Origin of the sequence: Gelria sp. Kuro-4, from assembly GCF_019668485.1 — a bacterium.
GTDB lineage: Bacteria > Bacillota > DTU030 > DUMP01 > DUMP01 > DUMP01.
Window position 1 is genome coordinate 2,547,272 of record NZ_AP024619.1, and the last position, 23,411, is coordinate 2,570,682.

General features: G+C 65.4%; 19 protein-coding genes. 1 reads left to right on the forward strand and 18 read right to left on the reverse strand.

The window, feature by feature from the left end:
- Positions 1-95: 95 nt before the first annotated feature.
- From K5554_RS12760 to K5554_RS12845, 18 genes are all read right to left on the reverse strand, one after another.
- Positions 96-2,099: a [FeFe] hydrogenase, group A gene (locus K5554_RS12760; protein WP_221038836.1), complete on the reverse strand. Its 2,004-nt coding sequence runs from the start codon at positions 2,097-2,099 to the stop codon at positions 96-98.
- Between the two features lies 1 nt (position 2,100).
- Complete coding sequence (locus tag K5554_RS12765) at positions 2,101-3,990, reverse strand: NADH-ubiquinone oxidoreductase-F iron-sulfur binding region domain-containing protein (protein ID WP_370636907.1); 1,890 nt, start codon at positions 3,988-3,990, stop codon at positions 2,101-2,103.
- The gene (locus tag K5554_RS12770) at positions 3,987-4,487 is read right to left on the reverse strand and encodes an NAD(P)H-dependent oxidoreductase subunit E (RefSeq protein ID WP_221038837.1); all 501 of its coding nucleotides are present in this window, start codon (positions 4,485-4,487) and stop codon (positions 3,987-3,989) included. The genes K5554_RS12765 and K5554_RS12770 overlap by 4 nt, the downstream gene beginning before the upstream one ends.
- 293 nt (positions 4,488-4,780) lie before the next feature.
- Complete coding sequence (locus tag K5554_RS12775) at positions 4,781-6,745, reverse strand: sodium-translocating pyrophosphatase (protein WP_221038838.1); 1,965 nt, start codon at positions 6,743-6,745, stop codon at positions 4,781-4,783.
- A gap of 86 nt (positions 6,746-6,831) precedes the next feature.
- Positions 6,832-7,062: a preprotein translocase subunit SecG gene (gene secG / locus K5554_RS12780; RefSeq protein ID WP_370636908.1), complete on the reverse strand. Its 231-nt coding sequence runs from the start codon at positions 7,060-7,062 to the stop codon at positions 6,832-6,834.
- 297 nt (positions 7,063-7,359) lie between these two features.
- A complete protein-coding gene (gene eno / locus K5554_RS12785) occupies positions 7,360-8,658 on the reverse strand; it encodes a phosphopyruvate hydratase (RefSeq protein ID WP_221038840.1) in 1,299 nt (432 codons plus the stop codon).
- The gene (gene gpmI, locus K5554_RS12790) at positions 8,655-10,226 is read right to left on the reverse strand and encodes a 2,3-bisphosphoglycerate-independent phosphoglycerate mutase (RefSeq protein ID WP_221038841.1); all 1,572 of its coding nucleotides are present in this window, start codon (positions 10,224-10,226) and stop codon (positions 8,655-8,657) included. Before gpmI ends, eno begins: the two co-directional genes overlap by 4 nt.
- Before the next feature lie 30 nt (positions 10,227-10,256).
- Positions 10,257-11,015 carry a triose-phosphate isomerase gene (gene tpiA, locus K5554_RS12795; RefSeq protein ID WP_221038842.1) on the reverse strand — a complete coding sequence of 253 codons (759 nt, stop codon included), beginning with the start codon at positions 11,013-11,015 and terminating at the stop codon, positions 10,257-10,259.
- Positions 11,016-11,271: 256 nt separating this feature from the next.
- On the reverse strand, positions 11,272-12,453 hold the full coding sequence (gene pgk, locus K5554_RS12800) for a phosphoglycerate kinase (RefSeq protein WP_221038843.1): 1,182 nt from the start codon (positions 12,451-12,453) through the stop codon (positions 11,272-11,274).
- Positions 12,454-12,481: 28 nt separating this feature from the next.
- Positions 12,482-13,486 carry a type I glyceraldehyde-3-phosphate dehydrogenase gene (gene gap, locus K5554_RS12805; RefSeq protein ID WP_221038844.1) on the reverse strand — a complete coding sequence of 335 codons (1,005 nt, stop codon included), beginning with the start codon at positions 13,484-13,486 and terminating at the stop codon, positions 12,482-12,484.
- A 59-nt stretch (positions 13,487-13,545) separates the two neighbouring features.
- Positions 13,546-14,634 (reverse strand): sugar-binding transcriptional regulator, encoded by a 1,089-nt coding sequence (locus K5554_RS12810; RefSeq protein ID WP_255565630.1) that lies wholly within the window; start codon positions 14,632-14,634, stop codon positions 13,546-13,548.
- Between the two features lie 110 nt (positions 14,635-14,744).
- On the reverse strand, positions 14,745-16,133 hold the full coding sequence (gene rpoN / locus K5554_RS12815) for an RNA polymerase factor sigma-54 (protein ID WP_221038846.1): 1,389 nt from the start codon (positions 16,131-16,133) through the stop codon (positions 14,745-14,747).
- 117 nt (positions 16,134-16,250) lie between these two features.
- Positions 16,251-17,216 carry a DNA-binding protein WhiA gene (whiA, locus tag K5554_RS12820; RefSeq protein WP_221038847.1) on the reverse strand — a complete coding sequence of 322 codons (966 nt, stop codon included), beginning with the start codon at positions 17,214-17,216 and terminating at the stop codon, positions 16,251-16,253.
- 11 nt (positions 17,217-17,227) lie between these two features.
- Positions 17,228-18,418, reverse strand: a complete 1,191-nt coding sequence (gene yvcK, locus K5554_RS12825; protein ID WP_255565407.1) for a YvcK family protein — start codon at positions 18,416-18,418, stop codon at positions 17,228-17,230.
- Positions 18,415-19,296, reverse strand: a complete 882-nt coding sequence (rapZ, locus tag K5554_RS12830; protein WP_221038848.1) for an RNase adapter RapZ — start codon at positions 19,294-19,296, stop codon at positions 18,415-18,417. The genes yvcK and rapZ overlap by 4 nt, the downstream gene beginning before the upstream one ends.
- Positions 19,296-20,057 (reverse strand): PHP domain-containing protein, encoded by a 762-nt coding sequence (locus K5554_RS12835; protein WP_221038849.1) that lies wholly within the window; start codon positions 20,055-20,057, stop codon positions 19,296-19,298. The genes rapZ and K5554_RS12835 overlap by 1 nt, the downstream gene beginning before the upstream one ends.
- Before the next feature lie 267 nt (positions 20,058-20,324).
- Entirely contained in the window at positions 20,325-21,119 is a 795-nt protein-coding gene (locus K5554_RS12840; protein WP_221038850.1) for a Cof-type HAD-IIB family hydrolase, read from the reverse strand.
- Positions 21,120-21,131: 12 nt separating this feature from the next.
- Entirely contained in the window at positions 21,132-21,995 is an 864-nt protein-coding gene (locus K5554_RS12845) for a C40 family peptidase (protein ID WP_221038851.1), read from the reverse strand.
- A 234-nt stretch (positions 21,996-22,229) separates the two neighbouring features.
- On the opposite strand from K5554_RS12845, the gene K5554_RS12850 reads away from it, so the two are divergent.
- Entirely contained in the window at positions 22,230-23,327 is a 1,098-nt protein-coding gene (locus K5554_RS12850) for a protease complex subunit PrcB family protein (protein ID WP_221038852.1), read from the forward strand.
- Positions 23,328-23,411 lie beyond the last annotated feature (84 nt).

Consider the following 23,411-nt stretch of genomic DNA (forward strand, 5'->3'; position numbering starts at 1 on the left):
GCCGGCCGTGTCAAGAAAACCCGCCGGCTATAGTTTGGTGCAGTGGAGCGAAAAAAATAGGCCGGCTGCGCGCCGGCGCTTGAAGGGACACGTCGCTAAACCTTTCTTTCCGCTGCGCTCAAGGAGTGGACCAGTTCGGCCGCCTTTTCCGGCGTCATCTGGCCCAGTACCCGGTCGTTCACCTCGACGCTCGGCCCGCCCGGGCAGTTCTCCAGGCAGAAGGTGGCACCCAGGTCAAACTCCTCCGGGCGGCCGCTGGCCGCAATCGCCCGGTGGAAAGCCTGCAAGACATCGTAGGAACCCTTCAAATAACAGGAGGTGCCGACGCAGACCCGGATCCTGGTTTTGACTGCAGCGCCGCCGGGCGCCACCGCCACCTCTTCGCCGCTGATGCGCCGGCGCGGGCTGTAGTGGGTGTGGAGGAGCTCTTCCGCTTCCTTGCTGCCCGGGGCGCCCAGGTGCTTCTGGTAAAGCTGTTCCACCAGCGGGTTCTCATCCGCCCGCCTCAGCTCGTGCTCCCGATCCAGGCGGTACAAGCCCTCGCCGCGGGCGGCCCGGTGGGCGGCGTCGTTCGGCAGGGGTTGCCCGCCGCCGCCCACGCACCCGCCGGGGCAGGCCATCACCTCGATCAGGTCATACCGTTTTTCGCCGGCTTTCAGCGCCTGAAGCAGTGACCGCGCCTCGCCCAGCCCGTGCACCACCGCCACGCGCAGCTGCCGGCCGCCCAGCTCCAGCTCTGCCTCTTTGCAGCCGGCCAGGCCGCGCACCGCCCGGAACTCAAGGGGCGGCGTCCTGCCATCGAGCGCCCGGGCCGCAGTCCTGAGCACGGCCTCGGCCACGCCGCCCGTAACCCCGAAGATGACGCCGGCACCCGTAGCCAGACCGAAGGGCAGGTCGAAGGCCTCGCCTTCCAGCCGGCTGAAGTCCAAAGAAGCCTGGCGCACCATCCGTACCAGCTCCTGGGTGGTGAGTACGGCATCGACGTCCGGTACCCCGTCCCGCCCCAGCTCCCGGCGCCCAGCTTCGAACTTTTTGGCGGTGCAGGGCATGATGGAGACCACAAACAGGTTCTCCGGCGCCACCTCCAGCTCGGCGGGCAGGTAGGATTTGGCCAGGGCGCCGAACATGGCCTGAGGCGAGCGGCAGCTCGAGATGTTCGGCAGGTACTCCGGGTAATACTGCTCGGCGAACTTAACCCAGGCCGGGCAACAGGAGGTGAACTGGGGTAGGTTGGTGCCCGCCTGCAGCCGGTCCAGAAACTCGTGGCACTCCTCGCGCACGGTGAGGTCGGCGCTGAAGCAGGTGTCGTACACCCGGTCAAAGCCCAGGCACCGGAGGGCCGCCGCCACCTGACCGGCGCCGGACGTCCCCGGCGGCAGGCCGAAGGCTTCGCTGAACGCCACCCGCACGGCCGGCGCCACCTGCGCCACTACTTTCTTGGCCGGGTCGGCCAGGGCCGCCCACACCCGCTCCACGTCCGACTTTACCACCAAGGCCCCGGTGGGACAGGCGCCGGCGCACTGGCCGCAGTTGACGCACTCCACTTCGCTCATCCTTTTGCCGAAGGCCGGCACCACAGCCAGGCGCCCACCGCGGTAGGCAAACCCCAGCACGCCCACCCCTTGCACCTCTTCGCACATGCGGACGCAGTCGCCACAGAGGATGCACTTGGAGGGGTCGCGCACCAGGGCGGGGCCCACGTCCACCGGGCCGGCCTCCTTCTTCTGAGGAAAGCGCACCTTGTTCACCCCCAGGCGGTCGGCCAGCTCCTGCAGCCGGCAGGCGCCGCTCTTTTCGCAGGTGGTGCAGTCGCGGTTGTGGTTGGAAAGGATAAGCTCCAGGATCAGGCGCCGGTGGTGCAGCAGGCGCCGGGTATGGGTGCGCAGCTTAAGCCCCGGCTCCGGCGGGGTGGCACAGGCGGCCAGGAGCCGCCCCCGCTCGTCCTCCACCAGGCACATGCGGCAGGCGCCGTAAACAGAAAGTTCCGAGTGGTAACAAAAGGTGGGCAGGTCAACCCCCGCCTTCTGCACCACTTCCAGGAGGTTCTTCTCCCCGTTTAACTCCACTTCGCGGCCGTCAACCCACATGGCAGCCGTCATCTCAGTTCACCTCCTCGATGGCATGGAAGGCACAGGCCTTCTCGCAGGCTCCGCAGCGCAGGCAGCGATCGGGATCGATGGTAAAGGGGCTCTTCACCCGGCCGCTCACGGCGCCGGCCGGACAGACCCGCGCGCAGCGGCCGCAGCCGCGGCACTGCTCCGGGTTAATCACAAAGCGGCGCAGGGCGCGGCACACACCCGCCGGACAGCGCTTGTCGCGCACGTGGGCCAGGTACTCGTCCCGGAAGTGGCGCAACGTGGAGAGCACCGGGTTCGGCGCCGTCTGGCCAAGACCGCAGAGCGAGGTCTCCTTCACCGTTACCGCCAGTTCCTCCAGGAGGGCCAGGTCCTCCTCCGTCCCCCGGCCGCCGACGATCTTTTCCAGGATCTCCAGCATGCGGCCCGTGCCTTCCCGGCAGGGGATGCACTTGCCGCAAGACTCGCGCTGCGTGAAGTCCATAAAGAAGCGGGCCACCTCCACCATGCAGGTGTGGTCGTCCATCACCACGAGGCCGCCCGAGCCCATCATGGCTCCGGCCCGCTTGAGGGATTCAAAGTCAAGGGGCAGATTCAAGTGTTCGGCGGTCAGGCACGCCCCGGACGGCCCACCGATCTGCACCGCCTTGAAGTTCCGGCCGCCGCGGATACCGCCGCCGATGTCGAAGATGACCTCGCCCAGCGTCGTCCCCATGGGCACTTCGATGAGGCCGGTGTTGGCCACGTTGCCGGTGAGGGCAAAGGCCTTGGTACCGTGGCTGGTCGGCGTCCCCACCCGGCTGAAGACCGCCGCCCCCTCCCGCAGGATGAACGGCACATTGGCCAGGGTTTCCACGTTGTTAAGCAGGGTAGGGCAGCCGAAAAGGCCTTTTTGCGCCAGGCGCGGCGGGCGCGTGCGCGGCATGCCCCGCTGCCCCTCGATGGAGGAGACAAGCGCCGTCCCCTCGCCACAGACAAAGGCCCCGGCACCCTTGTTGATGTGCAGCCGGAAGGAAAAGCCGGTGCCGAGGATATTGTCGCCTAAAAAGCCCCACTCCTCGGCGGCGGCAATGGCCTTGGTAAGGCGCTCCACGGCCAGCGGATACTCCGCGCGCACATAGATATAGCCTTCGCCGGCGCCCACGGCGTAACCGGCGATGAGCATGCCTTCCAAGACTTTATGCGGGTCGCCCTCCATAACGCTGCGATCCATGAAAGCGCCCGGGTCACCCTCGTCGCCGTTGGCCACCACGTACTTTTTCCCGCCCGGGGCCCGGCGCACCGCCTCCCACTTCTTGCCGGCCGGGAAACCCGCCCCGCCCAAGCCGCGCAGGCCGGCCGCCAGCACCTCCTGGCAGACCGTCTCCGGGGTGAACTCCGTGAGCGCCCGGGCCAGCCCCTGGTAGCCGCCGCAGGCGATGTACTCGCGGATGTCTTCCGGATCGATGCGCCCGCAGTCCGCCAGGGTGCGCCGCTGTTGCTTTTGGTAAAAGGGGATCTCTTCCTCCCGGGCGAAGTGCCGGTCCGTTCCAGGCAGAGCATAGGTAAGACGCTCGACGAGCCTGCCTTTGAGGACCGTCTCTTCGACAATCTCAGGAGCGTCTTCCGGAACCACATGCAGGTAAAGGTAACCCTCCGGCTCAATGCGCACCAAAGGACCCATCTGGCAGAACCCGTGGCAGCCGCTCCTCTTTACGTCCGCCGGGGTGGCTTCTTCCTCGTGTTCCAAAAGGTACGCCAGGTCGGCGGTGATGCCACGCGCAGTAAGTTCCCGGCGCAGCGCCTCATACACCGCCGGGGAACCATTGGCCACACAGCCTGTACCGTGACAGACGAGCACCCGGCGCCAGGCGCGGCCGAGGGCTTTCTGGAAGGCCGCAGCCGCCTGCTTAAGCTCTTCTACCGACTTGATCACGACTCCCTCTCCCCCTTCGCCAGCTCGTCGATGAGCGCCACAATCGCCTCCGGCGTGGCCTGCCCATGCACCTTCCCGTTGATGGTCACCACCGGTGCCAAGGCACAGGCCCCCAGGCAGGCCACCGTCTCCACGGTGAAGGTTAGATCAGGCGTGGTGTTCCGGCCATCCTTCAGTCCCAGCCGCTCGCGCAGCGCAGCCAGGATGGGCGCCGAGTGCCGCACGTGGCAGGCTGTCCCGTCGCAGACACGGATGACGTACTTGCCTTTAGGTTCGAGGGAGAAATTCTCGTAGAAGGTGGCCACGCCGAATACCCGGGCCGGCGTCAGCCCCATGCTGGTCGCCACATAGGTGAGCACCTCTTCCGGCAGGTAACGGTAGACCTCCTGCACCTCCTGCAGGATGGCCACGAGTTCTTCCGGACGGCGCCGGTGTTTTTCCAAGATCTCGTTTACCGCTACAAAACGCCGCCCACTCGTTACGCCTTCATCAGGCACGGCCGGGTCCCTCCTCTTTGTCAACTTTTCGACAATACGTGGTGCGCTATGACCCTCAGTTTTCATGATCCTCCCGCCTCGTCTTTTTCCGGCCATCCCCCTTTACCCCGCTCCGGTCAAGTGTCTCAGCACTGCAACAATGAATTCGACGCGAAAAAAGGTGCCACCCTGAGTTCACCCTCAGTGTAGCACCTTTGTTACGTTTACGTCAATCAGTGCCCGGCCAAAGATTTTTTATCAGTTTTATAACAATCTTCTCCCCGCCTGTGGGTCCGGCCGTGCCGGACCGTTCCTCAGCGGAACAGGGGGGCAAACACGAGCGAGACGATGGTCATCAGCTTGATCAGGATGTTGAGCGAGGGCCCGGCGGTGTCCTTGAAGGGATCGCCCACGGTATCGCCCACCACCGCCGCAGCGTGGGCGGGAGTGCCTTTGCCCCCGTAGTTGCCGCTCTCAATGAACTTCTTGGCGTTGTCCCAGGCACCGCCGGAGTTGGCCATCTGAATGGCGAGCAGCACGCCGGTGACCAGCGCACCGGCCAGCAGCCCGCCCAGGGCTTCCTTGCCCAGCACCAGGCCCACCGCCAGCGGCACCACCACGGCCATCAGGCCGGGCACGATCATTTCCCTGAGGGCCGCCGCCGTACTGATGTCCACGCAGCGGGCATAATCCGGGCGGGTTTTGCCCTCCATAAGGCCCTTGATCTCTCTAAACTGGCGCCGTACTTCCTCGATCATGTGGAAGGCCGCACGCCCGACGGCCTGCATGGTCATGGACGAGAAGAGGAACGGCAGCACACCGCCGATGAAAAGGCCCACCGTCACGCGGGCATCCAGGATGCTGAGGCCGGTCTCGGTCAGCCCCACCGAAGCAGCGTAGGCGGCGAAGAGGCCGAGCGCGGTGAGGGCTGCCGAACCGATGGCAAAGCCCTTGCCGATGGCAGCGGTGGTATTGCCCACCGAGTCCAGGGTGTCCGTGATCTGGCGGACGCCCGGGTCCAGTTCCGCCATTTCGGCAATACCGCCGGCGTTATCGGCCACCGGGCCGTAGGCGTCCACCGCCACCGTCATGCCGGTGGTGGAAAGCATACCCACACCGGCCAAGGCAATCCCGTAGAGGCCGGCAAAGGCGTGGGCCACATAGATCGCTGCGGCGATCATGACAACGGGCCAGCCGGTGCTGGCCATACCCACCGCCAGCCCGGTGATGATGGTGGTAGCCGGACCGGTTTGCGACGACTGCGCGATACCCTGGGTGGGCTTATAGTCGGCCGAGGTGTAGTACTCGGAGATGAGGCCGATCACCACGCCGGCCGCCAGGCCCGCCACCGTGGCCAGGAAGGGCCCGCTGCTCCCCAGGACGGCCCGGGTGAGAAAATAGCTGATCACCGCCACCAGGACCGCGCTACCAAAGGTGCCGTTGCGCAGGGCCAGGCGGGCATTGGCGCCCTCGCCGCCGCGCACGAAGAAAGTAGCGATAATGCTGGCGACAATTCCCGTGGCGGCCAGCAGGAGCGGCAGCAGAACCCCGTTGAGGCCGAAGCTTAGTACACCGATGGACATGGCGGCGATGACCGAACCAACGTAAGACTCAAAGAGATCAGCGCCCATGCCGGCCACGTCGCCCACGTTATCGCCCACGTTGTCGGCGATGACGGCCGGGTTGCGCGGATCGTCCTCGGGGATACCTGCTTCCACTTTGCCGACAAGGTCCGCGCCGACGTCGGCGGCCTTGGTGTAAATCCCGCCGCCGGCGCGCGCAAAGAGAGCAATGGAGCTGGCGCCCAGCCCGAAGCCGTTAACGATGGTGGGATCCCGGAAGATTATGTAGAAAATCCCGAGACCCAAAAGCCCCAGCCCCACCACGGACATCCCCATCACCGCGCCGCCGGAGAAGGCGATGGTCAGCGCCTGCCCCTGCCCCTGCCGGGCGGCGTTGGCAGTGCGCACGTTGGCCTGGGTGGCGACATTCATACCGATGAATCCGGCGCCGATGGAACAAAGTGCCCCGAACAAAAAGCAGACGGCCGTTTGAATGTTGATGGCAAAAGCAAGAACGATGAAGAGAACGGTGATGAAGACCGCCAGCACCCGGTACTCGCGCATGAGAAAAGCCATGGCTCCTTCGTGGATGGCTGCGGCGATCTCCTGCATGCGGGCGGTGCCCGCCTCCGCCCTCACCACCCGCAGAGTGAGAAAGAGCGCAAAGGCCAGCGCGAGCAGCCCGGCAGCCGGTGCCAGGATAACAAGGGACTCCATTCCTTAAGTTCGCCTCCTCTGTAACGTCCTGAAGAGATTTCTTGGAAAAGTAAGAGCACCTACCTTCAGGTAAGTGCCCGCCCCTTCTAAAGGATGGTTAGAAGCAGCGCCAGAACCATGAAGGCGAAGGCAATGTACTTGGTCCAGGACTCCAGCTTCTCGTTGATCCCTTTCTTCTTGCCGAAGAAGGTTTCGGCCCCGCCTGCAATGCTACCGGAAAGGCCGGCGGACTTGCCGGACTGCAGTAAAACCAGAGCGATGAGGCCGAGGGAAACGAGGACAAAGACCACTAGAAGAACGGTTCGCAGCACCCGCATCACCTCCATTATTGCCCTGGCCTACCCTGCTTATGCCTGGCCAGGTTGTCCACGCCGTTACATCCACCCTATTGTAGCATAGAACGAAACAGATGGCAACGAAGGGGCGTGAGTCGTTGGTGGTTGGCTGTTGGTTATGAAGGCAACCCTCGGCGGTCCAGGCCCACAGTTTTTACCTGCGCCACCGCCTACTAACTACTAACGACCCACGACCAAGGAGGTCGTGAGTCGTCGGTAGTGGGTTGTCAACTATTAACGTGATCCTCGGGGGTCCACCAATCACTGGCTACTAACGACTTACGAATGAGAGGAGACCCGGAACGCGGCGCGGCCGGGGAAGAGGGCGCTGCCGGCGAGGAGCTCCTCGATGCGCAGCAGCTGGTTGTACTTGGCCACACGCTCGGAGCGCGAGGGTGCGCCCGTTTTAATCTGCCCCGTGTTCGCCGCCACCACAATGTCGGCGATGGTGGTGTCCTCCGTCTCGCCCGAGCGGTGCGATACCACGGCGGTGTAGCCGGCCCCCTTGGCCATCTCGATGGCCGCCAGGGTCTCGGTGAGGGTGCCGATCTGGTTCACCTTGATGAGCACGGAGTTGGCCACCTTCTGGGCGATGCCGCGGCTGATGAGCTCCGTGTTGGTGACGAAGATGTCGTCGCCCACCAGCTGCAGCCTGCCGCCCAGCCGGGCCGTGAGCTCCTGCCAGCCTTCCCAGTCGTCCTCCGCCAGGCCGTCTTCCAAGGAGATAATCGGGTAGCGCTCCGCCAGACGGGCGTAGAAGTCAACCAGCTCACTCGCCGTCAGCGTTTTGCCCTCGCCGGCCAAGACGTAGCGCCCGTCCCGGTACAGCTCGGACGCCGCCGCGTCGATGGCCAGGTAGACATCTTCGCCCGGCTTAAGGCCGGCCTTGGTGATGGCCTCCACCAGAAGCTCCAGGGCCTCTTCGTTGGACTTCAGGTCCGGGGCAAACCCGCCTTCATCGCCTTGGCCGGTGGCCAGCCCTCTTTCCTTCAGCACTTTCTTCAGGCTGTGGAACACCTCGGCGCCCAGGCGCAGGGCCTCAGCGAAGCTGGGCGCTCCCGCCGGCACCACCATGAACTCCTGGATGTCCACGTTGTTGTCGGCATGCTTGCCGCCGTTCAAGATGTTCATCAGGGGCACCGGCAGCGTCCGGGCGGAGGTGCCGCCGATGTAGCGGAAGAGGGGCAGCTCCAGGCTTTGGGCCGCCGCCTTGGCCACGGCCAGCGATACGCCCAAGATGGCGTTGGCCCCGAGCTTGCCCTTGTTGGGCGTGCCGTCCAGTTCAAGCATGAGATTATCGATGGCCACCTGGTCCACGGCGTCCATACCGGTAAGTTCCTGGGCCAGGGTATCGTTCACGTTGGCCACGGCCTTTTGCACGCCCTTGCCTAGGTAGCGCTCCTTATCGCCGTCCCTTAGTTCCACGGCTTCCCGCGTGCCGGTGGACGCACCCGAGGGCACGGCTGCGCGGCCGACGGTGCCGTCTTCCAGGGTGACGTCCACCTCGACCGTGGGATTACCGCGGGAATCCAGGATCTCGCGGGCGAAAACATCGACGATGGCGGTAAAAGAACTCACGGATTTCCCTCCTTGCCTACCTTTTCCTTTCTTATGAGGAGCGACCTGCCCGTCATGGCCGCCGGCCGGGGCAGGCCGAGGAGCTCGAGAATGGTGGGAGCCACATCAGCCAGGCGGCCAGGGCGCACGCCCCAGGCCGCGGGTTCCGGGGTCACCAGGATAAAGGGCACCGGGTTGGTGGTGTGGGCGGTATGCGGCTGGCCCGTGGCCGGATCCATCATCTCCTCGGCGTTGCCGTGATCGGCCGTGATCAGCACCGCCCCGCCCTGCTTAAGGACCGCCGTGACCACCCGCCCGAGGCAATCATCCACTGCCTCCACCGCCCGGACGGCCGCCGGAAGATCCCCCGTGTGCCCCACCATATCCGCATTGGCATAGTTTAAGACCACCAGGTCAAACTTCTCAGCCGCCAGCTCTTCCAGCACGGCCGCCGTCACCTCGTAGGCGCTCATTTCCGGCTTGAGATCGTACGTCGCCACCTTGGGCGAGGGAACGAGGCGCCGCTCCTCGCCGGGGAAGGGCTTCTCTTCGCCGCCGCTGAAAAAGAAGGTAACGTGGGCGTACTTTTCCGTCTCGGCGATCCGGAGCTGCCTCAATCCCCGCTCCGCCAGGCACTCACCCAGCGTCGCGTGCAGTTCTTCCGGTGGGAAGGCCACCGGCGCGGGCAGGGTTTCTTCGTACTGCGTAAGGCAGACAAAGTGCACCCGGGGCGGTGCGGGGCCCCGGTCGAAGCCGCCGAAGTCTGCATCCACCAGGGCGTGGCTCAGCTGCCGGGCGCGGTCCGGGCGGAAGTTGAAAAAGATCACCGTATCGCCGTCCGCGATGCGGCCGCGCGGCGAACCGTCGGGCCGCACCAGCACCGTCGGCCGGACAAACTCGTCGGTTTCGCCGCGGGCGTAGGCGGCCTGGAGCGCCGCTTGGGCGGACGGCGCCGTCTCGCCCTCCCCCGCCACCAGCGCGCGGTAGGCCAGCGCCGTGCGCTCCCAGCGTTTGTCCCGGTCCATGGCATAGTACCGGCCGCTGATGCTGGCTATTTCACCCACGCCCAGGGCGGCGCACTTTTCTTCCAGCTCTTTGAGATAGCGCTCGGCACAGGCCGGCGGCACATCGCGGCCGTCCAAAAAGGCGTGCACGCAAACCTTATCCAGGCCGCTCCCGCGGGCGAGCTCCAGCAAGGCGAGGAGGTGCTCGATATGGCTGTGTACGCCGCCGTCGGAGAGGAGACCTAAAAGATGCAGGCTGCGGCCGCGCGCTTGGGCCATGGCCGCGGTAAGCACCGGGTTGGTGAAGAACTCACCCGTGCGGATGGCCCGGCTGATGCGGGTAAGCTCCTGGTAAACGATGCGCCCGGCACCCAGGTTGAGGTGCCCCACCTCGGAGTTCCCCATCTGCCCCGCCGGCAGGCCCACATCCTCGCCTGCGGCGCCCAGGAGGGTATGCGGGTACTTTTGGACATAGCTCTCCAGGTTATGAGTGCGGGCCAGGGCCACAGCGTTGCCTTCCCGCTCGCGGCGCTCACCCCACCCATCCAGCACAATGAGGACCACCGGTCGCAGCGCGCCTGTCACGAAACGGCCTCCCTCTCTTCATAGTCGTACCTACTTGTGGGCGGCAGCCACAATGGCGGCGAAGCTGTCCGCCTTCAGGCTGGCGCCGCCCACCAGGGCCCCGTCGATGCCTTCCTGAGTCAAAAACTCGCGGCTGTTGGCAGGGGAAACGCTGCCCCCGTACTGGATGCGCAGGGCGGCTGCCGCCTCTTTCCCAAAGGCCGTCTCGATCTTACGGCGGATGAAGGCCGCCATGGCCGCTGCATCCTCCGGCTGCGCGGAGCGTCCTGTGCCGATGGCCCAGATGGGCTCGTACGCGATCACCAGCTTTTGCACCGCCGCTCCGTCGAGTCCCGTAAGGTCGGCCGCAAGCTGGGCACCCACCACGGTCTCCGCCCGCCCGGCTTCGCGCTCCGCCAGCTGTTCACCGACGCAGAGAATGGGCGTGAGGCCCGCCCGGAAGGCCGCCGTGAGCTTTTTCGCCACTTCCTCGTCGCTCTCGCGCTGGTAGGCGCGCCGCTCCGAGTGACCGACGATGACGTACTTGACGCCCACGTCTTTGAGCATGAGCGGGGAAACCTCGCCGGTGAAGGCGCCCTGTTCCTCCCAGAACAGGTTCTGGGCGCCCAGGGCGATCCGGGTGCCGGCCAGCGCCTGAGCCACGGCATGGAGGGCGGTGAAGGGCGGGCACACCACCACTTCCACCCTTTCCTCCCCCGCCACCTGGGGGGCCAGTTCCCGGACCAGCGCCAGGGCCTCAGCTACGGTCTTGTGCATCTTCCAGTTGCCGGCAATGATCGGCCTGCGCATTCTTTCACCTTCTACCCTGAAAATACGTTAACGTAGAACTCGGTTCAGCGGCCGATGAGGCCGAGGGCCATCCCCCGCACGGCGCCCTGCGTACCGTCATTGAGAAGAGCGCAGGCGAACGAAGGAAAGCGTGGGCATGGCCTGAGCCCGCAGGGCGAGTTGGACCCGCGCCTTGAGCGAGCCAAGTTCGTTCGCCCTCAGGTCGTCGGCGCCGCAGGTGGATGCCCGCGCGCCGAGGCAGGGGAGGCGGGGGCGCCTACCTGTCCTGAAGTACCGCCACACCCGGCAGCTCGCGTCCTTCTAAGAACTCCAGCGAGGCACCGCCGCCGGTGGAGATGTGGCTCATGCGGTCGGCCAGACCGAACCTCTCCACGGCCGCCGCCGAATCGCCGCCGCCCACCACGCTGATGGCGCCCGAGTCGGCCACCGCCTGGGCTACGGCCTGAGTGCCGGCGGCAAAGGGCGTCAGCTCAAACACCCCCATGGGCCCGTTCCAGAGCACCGTGCGCGCCCCGGCGATGGCTTCAGCGTACAGCTTCCGCGTTTCCGGTCCGATGTCGAGTCCCATCTGGTCCGCCGGGATGGCCGAAATCGGCACTACCCGGGTGACTGCCTTGTCGCTCACCTCCGGCGCCACCACGGTGTCCACCGGCAGCAAGAGGTGCACGCCGCGCTCGGCGGCGGCCGCCATGGTCTCCTTGGCCACCGGGATCTTGTCTTCTTCCAGGAGCGACCGGCCGACGCCGTACCCCTGGGCGGCCAGGAAGGTAAACGCCATGCCGCCGCCCACGATGAGGGTGTCCACCCGGCTCACCAGGTTCTTCAGCACCAGTATCTTATCCGAAACCTTGGCTCCGCCCAGGACGGCCACAAAGGGCCGCTCCGGGTCCTCCAGCACGCCGCCCAGCATCTTGAGTTCCTTCTCCATGAGGAAGCCGGCCACGGCCGGGAGGAACTCGGCCACCCCGGCGGTGGAGGCATGGGCCCGGTGCGCGGTACCAAAGGCATCGTTTACATACACCTCAGCCAGCTTGGCCAGGCCCGCGGCCAGCTCGCGGTCGTTTTTCTCCTCCCCCGGATAAAAGCGAATGTTCTCCAGGAGGAGTACCTCACCCCCGCGCAGCGCCTGCACCGCCTGTTCCACCGCCGGCCCGACGGCTTCGTCGAGCTTCTTCACCGGCACACCCAGAACCTCCTCCAGGCGCCGGGCCACAGGATCCAGCCGGAGCTCTGGCACCACCTTGCCCTTGGGGCGGCCCAGGTGGGAAACCAGGATGATCTTGGCCCCATACTTGCGCAGGTACTCGATGGTGGGCACAGCGGCCCGGATGCGCGTGTCATCCGCCACTTGCCCGTCTTTGAGCGGCACGTTGAAGTCCACCCGCACCAACACCCGTTTGCCGATGACCGGGATGTCCCGCAGGGTTTTTTTTGCCATGCTCCATAACCTCCTGGAGGTACCGCTTTTACAGGCCCTGTCTGCCGATGTAGGCAATGAGATCCGCGCAACGGCAGGAATAGGCCCACTCGTTGTCGTACCAGGCCACCACCTTCACCATGTTGCCGATGGCCATGGTGAGCGGCGCATCGACGATGGAGGAGAGTGACGAGCCGCGGAAGTCGGCCGAAACGAGCGGTTCCTCGCTGTAGCCCAGGATACCCTTCATGGGTCCCTCCGCCGCCGCCTTGAGCGCAGCGTTGATCTCCTCCACCGAAGCCTCCTTTTCCACCTCGGCCACCAGGTCGGTGATGGAGACGGTAGGCGTGGGCACCCGCAGGGCAAAACCGTTGAGTTTGCCCTTGAGCTCCGGCAACACCAGCGCCACAGCCTTGGCCGCGCCCGTGGTGGTGGGGATAATGGAGTAGGCGGCCGCCCGCGCGCGCCGGAGGTCTTTGTGGTTCGCGTCCAGGATCACCTGGTCATTGGTATAGGAGTGGACGGTGGTCATGAGACCCTTGACAATATGGAAGTTCTGATGGACCACCTTGGCCACAGGGGCCAGGCAGTTGGTGGTGCAGGAGGCGTTGGAGATGATATGGTGCTTTTTCGGATCGTACATCTCCTCGTTGACACCGAGGACGATGGTTATGTCTTCGCCCTTCGCCGGCGCTGAGATCACCACCTTCTTGGCACCGGACTGGATGTGGTAGCCGGCTTTTTCGCGGTCCCGTATTTTGCCGGTGGACTCCAGCACCACATCGACGCCCAACTCGCCCCAGGGATACTCGAAGGAATCGCGGATGTTGAAGGTTTTGATCTCGCGCCCGTCCACCTTGATCCCGTTCTCCGTTGCCTCCACCTCATAGGCGAGGCGGCCGTAGAGGGAGTCGTATTTGAGGAGGTGGGCGGACATGGCGTTGTCGCGCACGCCGTTAATGGCAACGACCTCGAGGCTGGGGTTGGAAAGCGCCGCCCGGAAGAACAGCCGGCCGATACGGCCGAACCCATTGATGGCCACTTTAACAGTCATGACTCTTCCTCCTTTTCTTGCCCAAGATGCTCTTTCGGGTTCTGGTTTAGCTCCCTTCCTTACCCCCTTTCCAGAAGGTTCAACATCCCGGTGAGGGCTCCCTCATCCGTGACCAGGGTGAGCGGCGGGAACCTGTAAGAAAGAACGGCGAGTATGGCCTCCGCCTTGCTGGCCCCACCGGCAACGGCGATGACGTGCTCGATCTGCTTGATGTTCTCCAGTTTGAGGCCCGTACTGGGTGTCACATACACTATTTCGCCCCGGCGGTTGAAGTAGTAGCCGAAGGTCTCCCCCACCGCCCCCAGCTGTTCCAAGAGGCTGAGCTGGTCAGGCCGGAGGTGCCGCCGCCGGGCCATGGCCTGCGCCGCTCCGATGCCGAGGAGCAGTACCGAGGCCGAACGTCCCAGCTCCAGTACCTCTTTTATCTCCGGCTCCTGGGCCAGGGCCGCGGCCGCCTTTTCTCCCAGCCAATCAGGCAGGTGCAACAGGCGGTGCGTGGCGTTGAGCTTGGCGGCGATCTTGGCGGCAATGGTACCAGCCTGTTTGCCCAGGTCTTCACCCATGCCACCGCGCGCCGGCACCACGGTGACGCGGCCGTGGTAATTGGCGGGTAAGAGCGCCGCCGCCACTCTGGCCAGGGTGGTGCCGCCGGAGACGGCCAGCACCATGCCTTCGGCTAAAATGGCTTTCAGGTGCTGCGCCGCGGCCCGCCCCATGTCTTTCTGCACTGTCTCACTGGTATCGCTGTCGCCGGGCACGGCGATCACCCGCTCTAAACCCAGGTGCTGAGCCAGGGCCTGTTCGCGGCGCGTCAGGTCGTGTACTTCACGCATGTAAAGGGCCAGCTCTTCCACCAGCTCGGCACCCGCCGGTGTAAGGGTCATGCCCAGATTGCTGGCTGCAACCAGCCCCTGCGCGCGCAAAAACTCTACCTCGGCCCGAAGCCGGCGCTCGGTGCTGCCGAGTTCCTGAGCCAGCACGCGCCGCCCAACCGGCTGCAGCAGGGACACGGTGCGTAGGATAGTATACCTCTTGGAAAGAGCCTCTATCAGTTCCGGCACCAACCGCTGCTGCAGGCCGGCCACCAGACGCAGGTCGACTTCACTTGTGGGGCGATTTATGTCCCGCGTCTCCCTGATTTGTCCCACGAGAGCCAAGAAAAAAGGCCTCCTCCCTATCCCTTAACATAATTCTTTCTTTGTGGAGGAATTCCTGCCTGGCGATAAATATTTTCCCACGGCCGCCTCTATCTTAAATCTCAGGCGAAACGACGGCGGCTGGCGGAACAAGGGATCCGGGCTTCTTCCCGGTACTTGGCCACGGTACGCCGGGAAACGCTGATCCCCCGCTGCCCGAGAAGCTCGGCAAGCTTCTGGTCGCTGAGCGGGTGGCGCGGGTCTTCCTTGGCCACGAAATCCGCCAGCAGGCGTTTCACCGATTCGGCGGCCGCAGCGGTGCCGCCGGCACTCTCGACGCCGCTGCCGAAAAGAAAGCGCAGGGGAAAGACGCCCTGGGGTGTCTGGATGAACTTGTTGGCCGTGGCCCGGCTCACCGTGGATTCGTGCATGCCGATCTCTTCAGCCACCTGCCGCAGGGTCAGGGGCTGCAGGTAACGCACACCGTAGTCGAAGAAGGCCCGCTGGCGCCTGAGCAGCACCTCGACAATGCGGTACACGGTGCGGCGGCGTTGCTCAATGCTGCGGATCAGCCAGAGGGCGGAATTCAGCTTGTGCTCCAGGTAACGGCGCGTGTTCGGGTCGCACTCGCCCGGGTGAGCGAGTAGGCGGCGGTAATAGTTGTTCAGTGTCAGGCGGCTGGCAGCGGCGTCATTCACCAAAATGACGTATTCGCCCTCCACCTTCTCCACGCTGACATCCGGGACCACGTACTGGATCTCTTCCCCCGACGCGTACCTCCTGCCGGGCTTCGGGTCCAAGGTGCGGATGAAATCGCGGATCGCCTGGACCTCTTCCAGGCTGAGCCCCAGGTCGGAAGCTACGCGCGTAAGCTTCCCTTCCGCGAGGTCGCGCAGGTAACCCTTGATCACCCGGCGCACCGGCGGGCTGAGCCGGCCCAGCGCCCGGGCCTGAATAAGCAGACACTCCTCCAGGCTGCGCGCGCCGACGCCCGGCGGGTCGAGCCGTTGAATCCCCCGGAGCACGCGCAGGATGCGAAAGCGCGGTACGTTGAGGGCTTGGGCCATCTCTGTCACGCCGGAGCGCAGGTAGCCGTGTTCATCCAGGTTGCCGATGATAAAAAGGCCGATCCTGAGCTCCTCCCGGGTGCGGGCGGTGACCCGCCACTCGCCCGCCAGGTGCTCCGCCAGCGTGGTTTCGCGGCTGATAAAGTTCTCCCAGGCCGGCGCCTCCTCACGGCTTGCGGGGCCTGACGGCCAGGGCAGGTCGCTTCCTCCCTCCAACCGGTCGGCCCACTCAGTTTCCGCCTCCGCCTCCGGCTCCGCCACCGGCGGGTCCGGCCGGGTGTCATCCTCGGAAAGCTCCAGGAGCGGGTTTTCCTCCAGCTCCTCTTCCACGTAATCCAAAAGCTCTTGGGTTGGAAGCTGCAGGATCGAGATCGCCTGCCGCAGTTCCTGTGTCATCACCAGTTTCTGGGTCTGTTCCAGGGTGAGACTGAAGGCCATACCCATGCTAACCGTACCCCTCTCCCCATCTCTCTTGGGTATTCGCCCCGATCCGCTTCTTTTGATTAAGAATTCGGCATAAATCGTTGAAAACCTTCTTTTTCGTTTCAGGTTGCCGGTCCCTTAACCAGTGTATGCGCCGCTCTTTTCCCCAGAACCCGAAGTACGGCGCAGGTCCGCAGCCATTTCCTCCAGCCGCCGCAGGCGGTGGTTCACCCCGGACTTGCCCAGCGGCGGCCGCAGCTGCGTCCCGAGCTCCCGGAGGGTGGCCTCCGGGTACTCCAGCCGCAGGCGCGCCACCTCCCGCAGGCGCTCCGGCAGGTTTTCCAGCCCTACCCGCTGTACCAGGAAGCGGATGTTTTCCACCTGCCGGCAGGCCGCCTCCACCGTCTTGGACAGGTTGGCCGTTTCGCAGTTCACCAGCCGGTTCACCTGGTTGCGCATGCCTTTAACCACGCGCACGTTTTCCAGCTCCAGGCGGCTCTGCACTGCACCCAGGAGGGTGAGCAGGGCGGCGATTTCTTCGCTTTCTTTCAGGTAAACCACGTGGTAGCCCTTGCGTTCCACCCGCCGGGCTTTCAGGCCCAGGGCACGCAAGAGGCGGATGAGGCGCCCGGCGTGCACGCGGCTGCCGGTGACCAGCTCCAGGTGATAGGCCCGCTCCGGGTTGCTGATGGACCCCGCCCCGAGAAAAAAGCCCTTCAGGTAGGCGCGCCGGCAGCAGTCTTCAGCCGCGACCACCGCCGGCACCGGCCGTCTCTCCAGCTGGAGAAAACCCAGCCGGCTGAGAAACTCCTTCAGGCCGGGTTGCGCCGGCATGGTGACGCTGTACAGGGTGTGGTGGTGGATGCGGCGTGGTCGTCCTGCTATCTCGGCCTTAAGGCCGGAGATTTTCTTGAGGAGCAAAAACAGCCGCCGCGCCACCGCCGGGCTTTCGGTGGTGATCCGGAGCGTGAGGCCCTTCTGGCCGGCCTCCAGCACCCCGCCCGCCCGGATAAGGCCGAGGAGCTCGGCCCGCTCGCAGCACGGCCGCGCCGCCTCGCTACGGGCCAGTTCTTCCTTTACCCGTAGGGAAAAGGTTTCTTCCATACTCTGCCCCCCTACCTTGCCTCAGCCAGCAGCCCCAGCAGGGCCCGCGCCAGTTTGTCCGGGTCGTGCCGGGCCACGCTGTCCTGGGAAAGGAGCGGCGCTTCCTGGGAGCGCACGCGCAGGCGGGCCAGCGCCCGCCGGTCGATCTTCACCGGCCGGGCACCCTCTTCGCGGTAGCGCGCCAGGACCTCGGGTGCCGCACGCTCACTATTCACCAGCACCCATTCGATGATGCCGGGGCCGGCGTGTTCAATCAAGGCGCGTACGTGGTCGGCGGCGGTGTAGCCGTCCGTTTCACCGGGCTGGGTCATGACATTGGTAACGTAAACCTTGAGGGCACGGCTGGTGCGGATGGCTGCCGCCAGGTCCGGGACGAGGAGGTTCGGGAGGACGCTGGTATAGAGGCTTCCCGGGCCGAGGACGATGAGGTCGGCCTGGGCCAACGCCTCCAGAGCCTCGGGCAGGGGCTTGGCGTCCGGCGGGTCGAGCGCCAGCCGCCGGATGGTCTGTCCCAAGCGCACGATGTTGGTCTCGCCCCGGGCACGGCTGCCGTCTGTGTATTCAGCTTCCAGGGTGGTGCTCGTCAGCGTCGAGGGCAGTACCTGACCGCGTACCGCCAGCACCCGGCTGGTTTCCTTGATGGCCAGCTCGAAGTCCCCCACCACCTCGCTCATGGTCACCAAAAAGAGGTTGCCGAAGCTGTGGCCGGCGAGGCCCGTGCCGGCGGTAAAGCGGTGCTGGAAAAGCCGCTCCATCAAAGGCTCGGTGTCGGCCAGGGCCACCAGGCAGCTCCGGATGTCCCCGGGGGGCAGCACCCCGAGCTCTTCCCGCAGGCGGCCTGAACTGCCGCCGGTATCCGTTACGGTGACAATGGCGGTGATGTTGTCGGTGTACTCCTTGAGGCCCCGAAGCAGGGTGGAGAGGCCGGTACCGCCCCCCAGCGCCACCACCCGCGGGCCGCGCCGCCGTTGCCGTTCCTCGGTGAGGAAACTGACCAGCCCACCCCCGCGCTGGGGCGGCAGGTAACGCTTCAGTCCCCGCCAGGCGGCGGTGAGCCCGGCGGCAATAGCTGAAAGGCCGAAAAAAACAGCCGCCCCGCCCCACCAGGCCGGCCAGGCGGCAACGGCGGGCGGGAAGAGCGCCGCCAGGCCCAGGCTCAAGGCGCTGATTCCGCAGATTAAACTGAGCAGGGCGAACATCATGCCCCCACGTCCTTTTCCATATCCCGGTGCTGCACCAGCACGCGGTGGTTGTTGGCCGCCAGCAGGCGGGCCAGCTCTTCGGCGATGGCTACCGAGCGGTGCCGCCCCCCGGTGCAACCGATGCCGATCACCAGGCTGCTTTTTCCTTCTTTGATAAAATAGGGGATCAAAAAATCCAGCAGGTTGAGCACCTTGTTCAGGAAGTTCTTGGTGACAGGCCATTTGAGCACATAGTTGCGCACCGGCTCCTCCTGCCCGGTGTGGGGCCGCAGCGCCTCGATATAATATGGGTTGGGCAAAAAGCGCACGTCAAAAACCATGTCCGCATCCAGGGGTAGGCCCTGCTTGAAGCCGAAGGTGACCAGGGTGACAAGGAGGCGCTCCAGGTCCTCGCCTTCGGCGAAGATGGTGCGCAGCTCCTCGCGCAGCTGGGCCGCCGTCATGTTGCTGGTATCGATCACATGGGTGGCCCGGCTTTTGAGCTCCTCCATCCGGGCCCGCTCGGCAGCGATGCCGTCGACCACGCGCCCCTCGGGTGCCAGCGGGTGACGGCGGCGCGTCTCTTTGAAACGGCGGACCAGGGCGGCATCGGACGCCTCGAGAAAGAGAATACGGTACCTGAGGCCCATCTGCTCCAGGGTCGCCAGGCTATCGAAGACATGGTCGAAGAACCCGCCCCCGCGGATGTCAATCCCCAGGGCCACCTTGCGCACCTGCCCCCGGGACTGCAGGCACAGCTCGGCGAACTTGGGCGCCAGGTCGGGCGGCAGGTTGTCGACGCAGAAATACCCCAGGTCCTCGAGCACGCGCACGGCCGAGGACTTGCCCGCCCCCGAAAGCCCGGTCACAATGACAAAGTCCTGGGCGTTGGAAGGCATTATTTCACCTCCTGAGCCGACTGCGGCGGCTCGGCGTTGATGATCTGCTCGGGTCTGAGGCCCAGCGCCTCGGCCACGGCAATGCCCGCCTCCAGGCGCCCCACGCAGGACGGGCTGTGGGCATCGCTGCCGATTGCAAAGCGCACGCCTTCGGCGGCCGCCACGCGGACGTACTCGCGGGAAAGGAAACCGTGAGCGGCGTTGATCTCAAGGGCCGTACCGCACGCGGCGCAGGCCCGCGCCAGCGCCCGCGTGTCGATGGAGAGCCTCCAGCCCGGGTGGGTGATGATGTCGATGCGGTGCCGCTCCACCGCCCGGATGAGGGTCCGGGTGTTCAGGCGGCGGGCCAGGCGGCGGGCCTCTTTAAGATAGCGGCTCAGGGCGTTCACACCGATGAGCCCGGCGGCATCCCGGAGCGTTTTGGGCAAAATGGTGGGATGCAGGCCCACGAGGACAACGTCGAGCTCGGCCAGCACCCGGTCCGAGACGTCCAGGTCGCCGTCCAGGGTGATGACATTGGCCTCTACGCCGGCCAGGATGCGCAGGCCGGGGAAGTGCGGCGCCAAGGAGCGCAAGCGCGCTTTGATCTTAAGGAGCGTCCTTTCGTCCGGCACACCCATGCCGAAGGCGGTGGCCGGGCCATGGTCGGTAATGGCGATGGCTTTCAAACCGCGCTGCTGGGCGGCGCGCAGGTTGCCTACGATGCTGCCGCGGCCGTGGCTGTACTCGGAGTGGGTGTGGTAGTCGGCGAAGATCTGCACGCAGGCGGCCTCCTTGTTCGCTGGGAATCAGGAAATCCCTACCGTATTAGTATGCCCCGGGAGGCGCCCGGCCTGCTTGTCCGCGGGGTGGGTTCTCGCTCGCTTCCCAGAGAGCTCGTGGAGAGTCTCCTCCTCGGCTCCGCCTTCGAGCGGCCGCCTAGCTGCAGACTCTCCGCCACTCGCTCTGTTTCCGCCCGCGAGAATCCCACACCCCCGCTTCCAACGCACTCCGCCGGTGCCGCCGGCAGGATGACGGCCTACCCTGCCTCAGCTCAGGAGAAACCGCTCAATCACCTGTGCGACGCCGTCTTCGGTGTTTTTCGCGGTGACGTAGTCGGCCTCGGCCCGGACCTCCGCCGGCGCGTTGCCCATGGCCACGCCCAGTCCGGCCAGGTTAATCATCTCCAGGTCGTTGTAGTTGTCGCCGACGGCAACGGCCTCGGCGGCGGGAATGCCGAAGGAGGACAGGAGATACGCGAGGCCGCTTTTTTTAGAAACCTGGGGGTGGATGACTTCGATGAAGGTGGGCTTGGAGCTGGTGATGTGCGCCGCCGGGCCGAGGCGCGCGGCCAGTTCGGGGCGCAGTGCCGCGAGCTTCTCCGCTTTTGCCACAAGAAGCACCTTGTTGGGCGCCCGGGTAAGCACAGCCGCCAGGTCCGGTACGAAATGCGGGGTAACGCCGTTCGAGCGGCGGTAGCGCTCGGTCCACTCATCGTCCCGGTCCACGTAAAGTACGTCCTCCAGAAACAGGTTGACGTGGATGTTGTGTTCCCGGGCCACGTCCAGGGCGATGCGGGCGGCCGGAAGCGGCAGGGGCCGGTCCAGGTAAACCCGGCCGGCGTTGTCTTTGATGAGGGCGCCGTTGTAGGTGATGAGCGGCACCACCACACCCAGCTCTTCGGCAAACACGCGCGCCGATGCGTACATGCGACCGGTTGCCAGCGTCACCACCACGCCGCGCGCCTGGGCGGCGCGGATGGCTTCGCGGTTACGCGGCGAGATGCTTTCCTGCTCGCCCAGCAGCGTGTCGTCCAAGTCCAGGGCCAGGAACCGGTAGGGCACGTTTATCGCTCCTTAGATAATTATTCGCCTGGTAACTTCGCCTTCGCCCGCGGCAAATCCTTCTTGCGTGACCACCCGGCGCGCCCCCAGGTAGCGCTCCCGGTAAAAAGGAGCGTTCAAGGAGGTCACCACCACCCCACCCAGGCGGCTAGAGGCATGGAGAAAGCGCCCCCGGCCCAGGTAGAGGCCTACGTGGGCCGGAAAGCCCGGCTCCTCCGTGGCAAAAAAGACCAGATCGCCTGCGGCCAGCGGCTGGGTCACGGCCCAACCGCACTTGTACTGCTGGTCGGCGTCGCGCGGCAGGTCGATTCCCGCCGTGCGGTAGGCGATGTAGACCAGGCCCGAACAATCTACCCCTGCGGCCGTAACGCCGCCCCAGAGATAAGGAGTCCCTAGAAGTGTCAGAGCGTATTCCAGCAGTTGTCCCGGCGCCGGAGCTGAGGTCGGCGGCCCGTTCAGAGCAGGCGCGGGAGGAGACACAGCAGCGGCGGGAAGGTACGCAGAGCGGCCACCGGGCAGCGCCAGCAAAACCTCTTCGCCCGTGCGCTCAAGCTCCGGCAGACGGGTACCGAGGAAGGCCTGGGAAGGGAAAAGGCCCCCGGCGGTGTGAGGGCTGCGTGCAGGGCGAAAAACCGCTACGGGTACCGTCACCGTCGCCCGGCGCTGTCCCGGCACAAGTGCCGGGGTGGAGAGGGCCTCCCGGCTGAGCCAACCGGTATACCCGTCCGGGACACGGCCGTACACCCAGCCGTCTTTCTCCATAAGCACCACCACCCGGTCGCCCAAGAGCACCTGTGTGAAGCGTTCCCTCGTCGCCCCGGCGCCCGGGGCGCTCCAAACGTCGGTTACGGAAGTTGCCACCAAGAGTTCCCGCATACCTCGCCTTCCTTTCTTGCCTTTTTCCCCTCATCCTATGCGCCGCCCCAGCCCTTCACGCCCTTCCCCGAAGAACTTTTTCAGGGAACTTGAAACGGCGTGTTGCGTCTAATAAAAGGGAAGGCCAACCGGCGTGCTCGGCCTGCGTACCGAACCAGGTGCTCCATTGAGCGAGCTCGGGGAACGAGCGGTGTCCCTCCCGACAAGGGATTACCAAAAACGAGGGCAGTGGATATGACCCGGAAGGAGAGGTGGAAGCGGATGATCGGCGGTTTTGCAAGAAACGTCAAGAAGTTGATACCTGACCCCAAGTTTGTGGCGGGAGTGTTGGTGGGAGTTCTGTCGGTGGTGGGCGTGGGGTTCAGCGGGAGCCAGACTGTACCGGCGGCGGTCAACCAGGTGCAGTTTGTGCTGCACGGGGATAAGATTCAGCCCAGCGACCGGCCGGGCTACTATTTCAACGGCCGGGCGTACGTGCCGGCGGCCCTGAGCCTAAGCGGCACCAACTACGTACCGCTGCGCTTCGTCGCCGAGTCCCTGGGCCTGAAGGTGGCATGGGATCAGGCTACGCGCAGCATCATCCTGGACGCACCGGCAGGTGCCACCCCCGTTGAACCCGAGCCGGAAAAGCAGCTGCCTCTCAAGAAAATCAGCGTCACCGAAGCCCCGCCGGCGGTGCGAGAGTTGGCGCAGCATTCGCGCGAGCTGGAGCTCGCTCAAACCATTACCCTGGGTGACCAGACCTACCTCCTCGTGACGCGCGGCATGAAGCCGACCGGCGGGTATGGGGTGGACATCGAAAGCGTGGTCGACACCGGGGACGAAATCGTGGTAAAGGTGAAGTACCGGAACCCGGCGCCCGGCGCCGCAGTCACCCAGGTCATTACCTACCCCTGCGTGCTGGCCGCAATCCCCAAGGCCGAACGGCCCGTGCGCTTCCAAGGGACGGGTGACGTCTACGTCCCCCAGCTTCAGGGCCTGGAGCACTTGGATCCCGTGGTTGCGGAATTGACCCCTAACCTCAAGCTCTTTGCCCCGGTGGTGAAGGGTTCGGAACTTACGGTACGCGGCGCGGTGCGGGTATGGGAAGGGACGCTCAACTGGGAGGTGCTGGCTGACGGCGGCGCAGGGGCCGTCGTGCGCCGGGGCGAGGTCCAGGCCGCGGGCGGGGCGCCGGACTGGGGCTACTTCAGCTTCTCTCTCCCGGCCGGCTACGCCCGCGGGGACAATCTGTTCCTGCGCCTCTTCTGTACCAGCCCCAAGGCTGGTTTCGAGTGTGGCGTCGTTGAAGTATCTTTGGACACCTACGCCACCTACGCCGAGCGACCCTAGGCACCGCCGCTCGGCTTGAGTCAAGAAGGCGCCGCCTGTCCCACGGGCGGCTTTTTTATTGTCGCGTAAGCTGCCGGTTCAGCA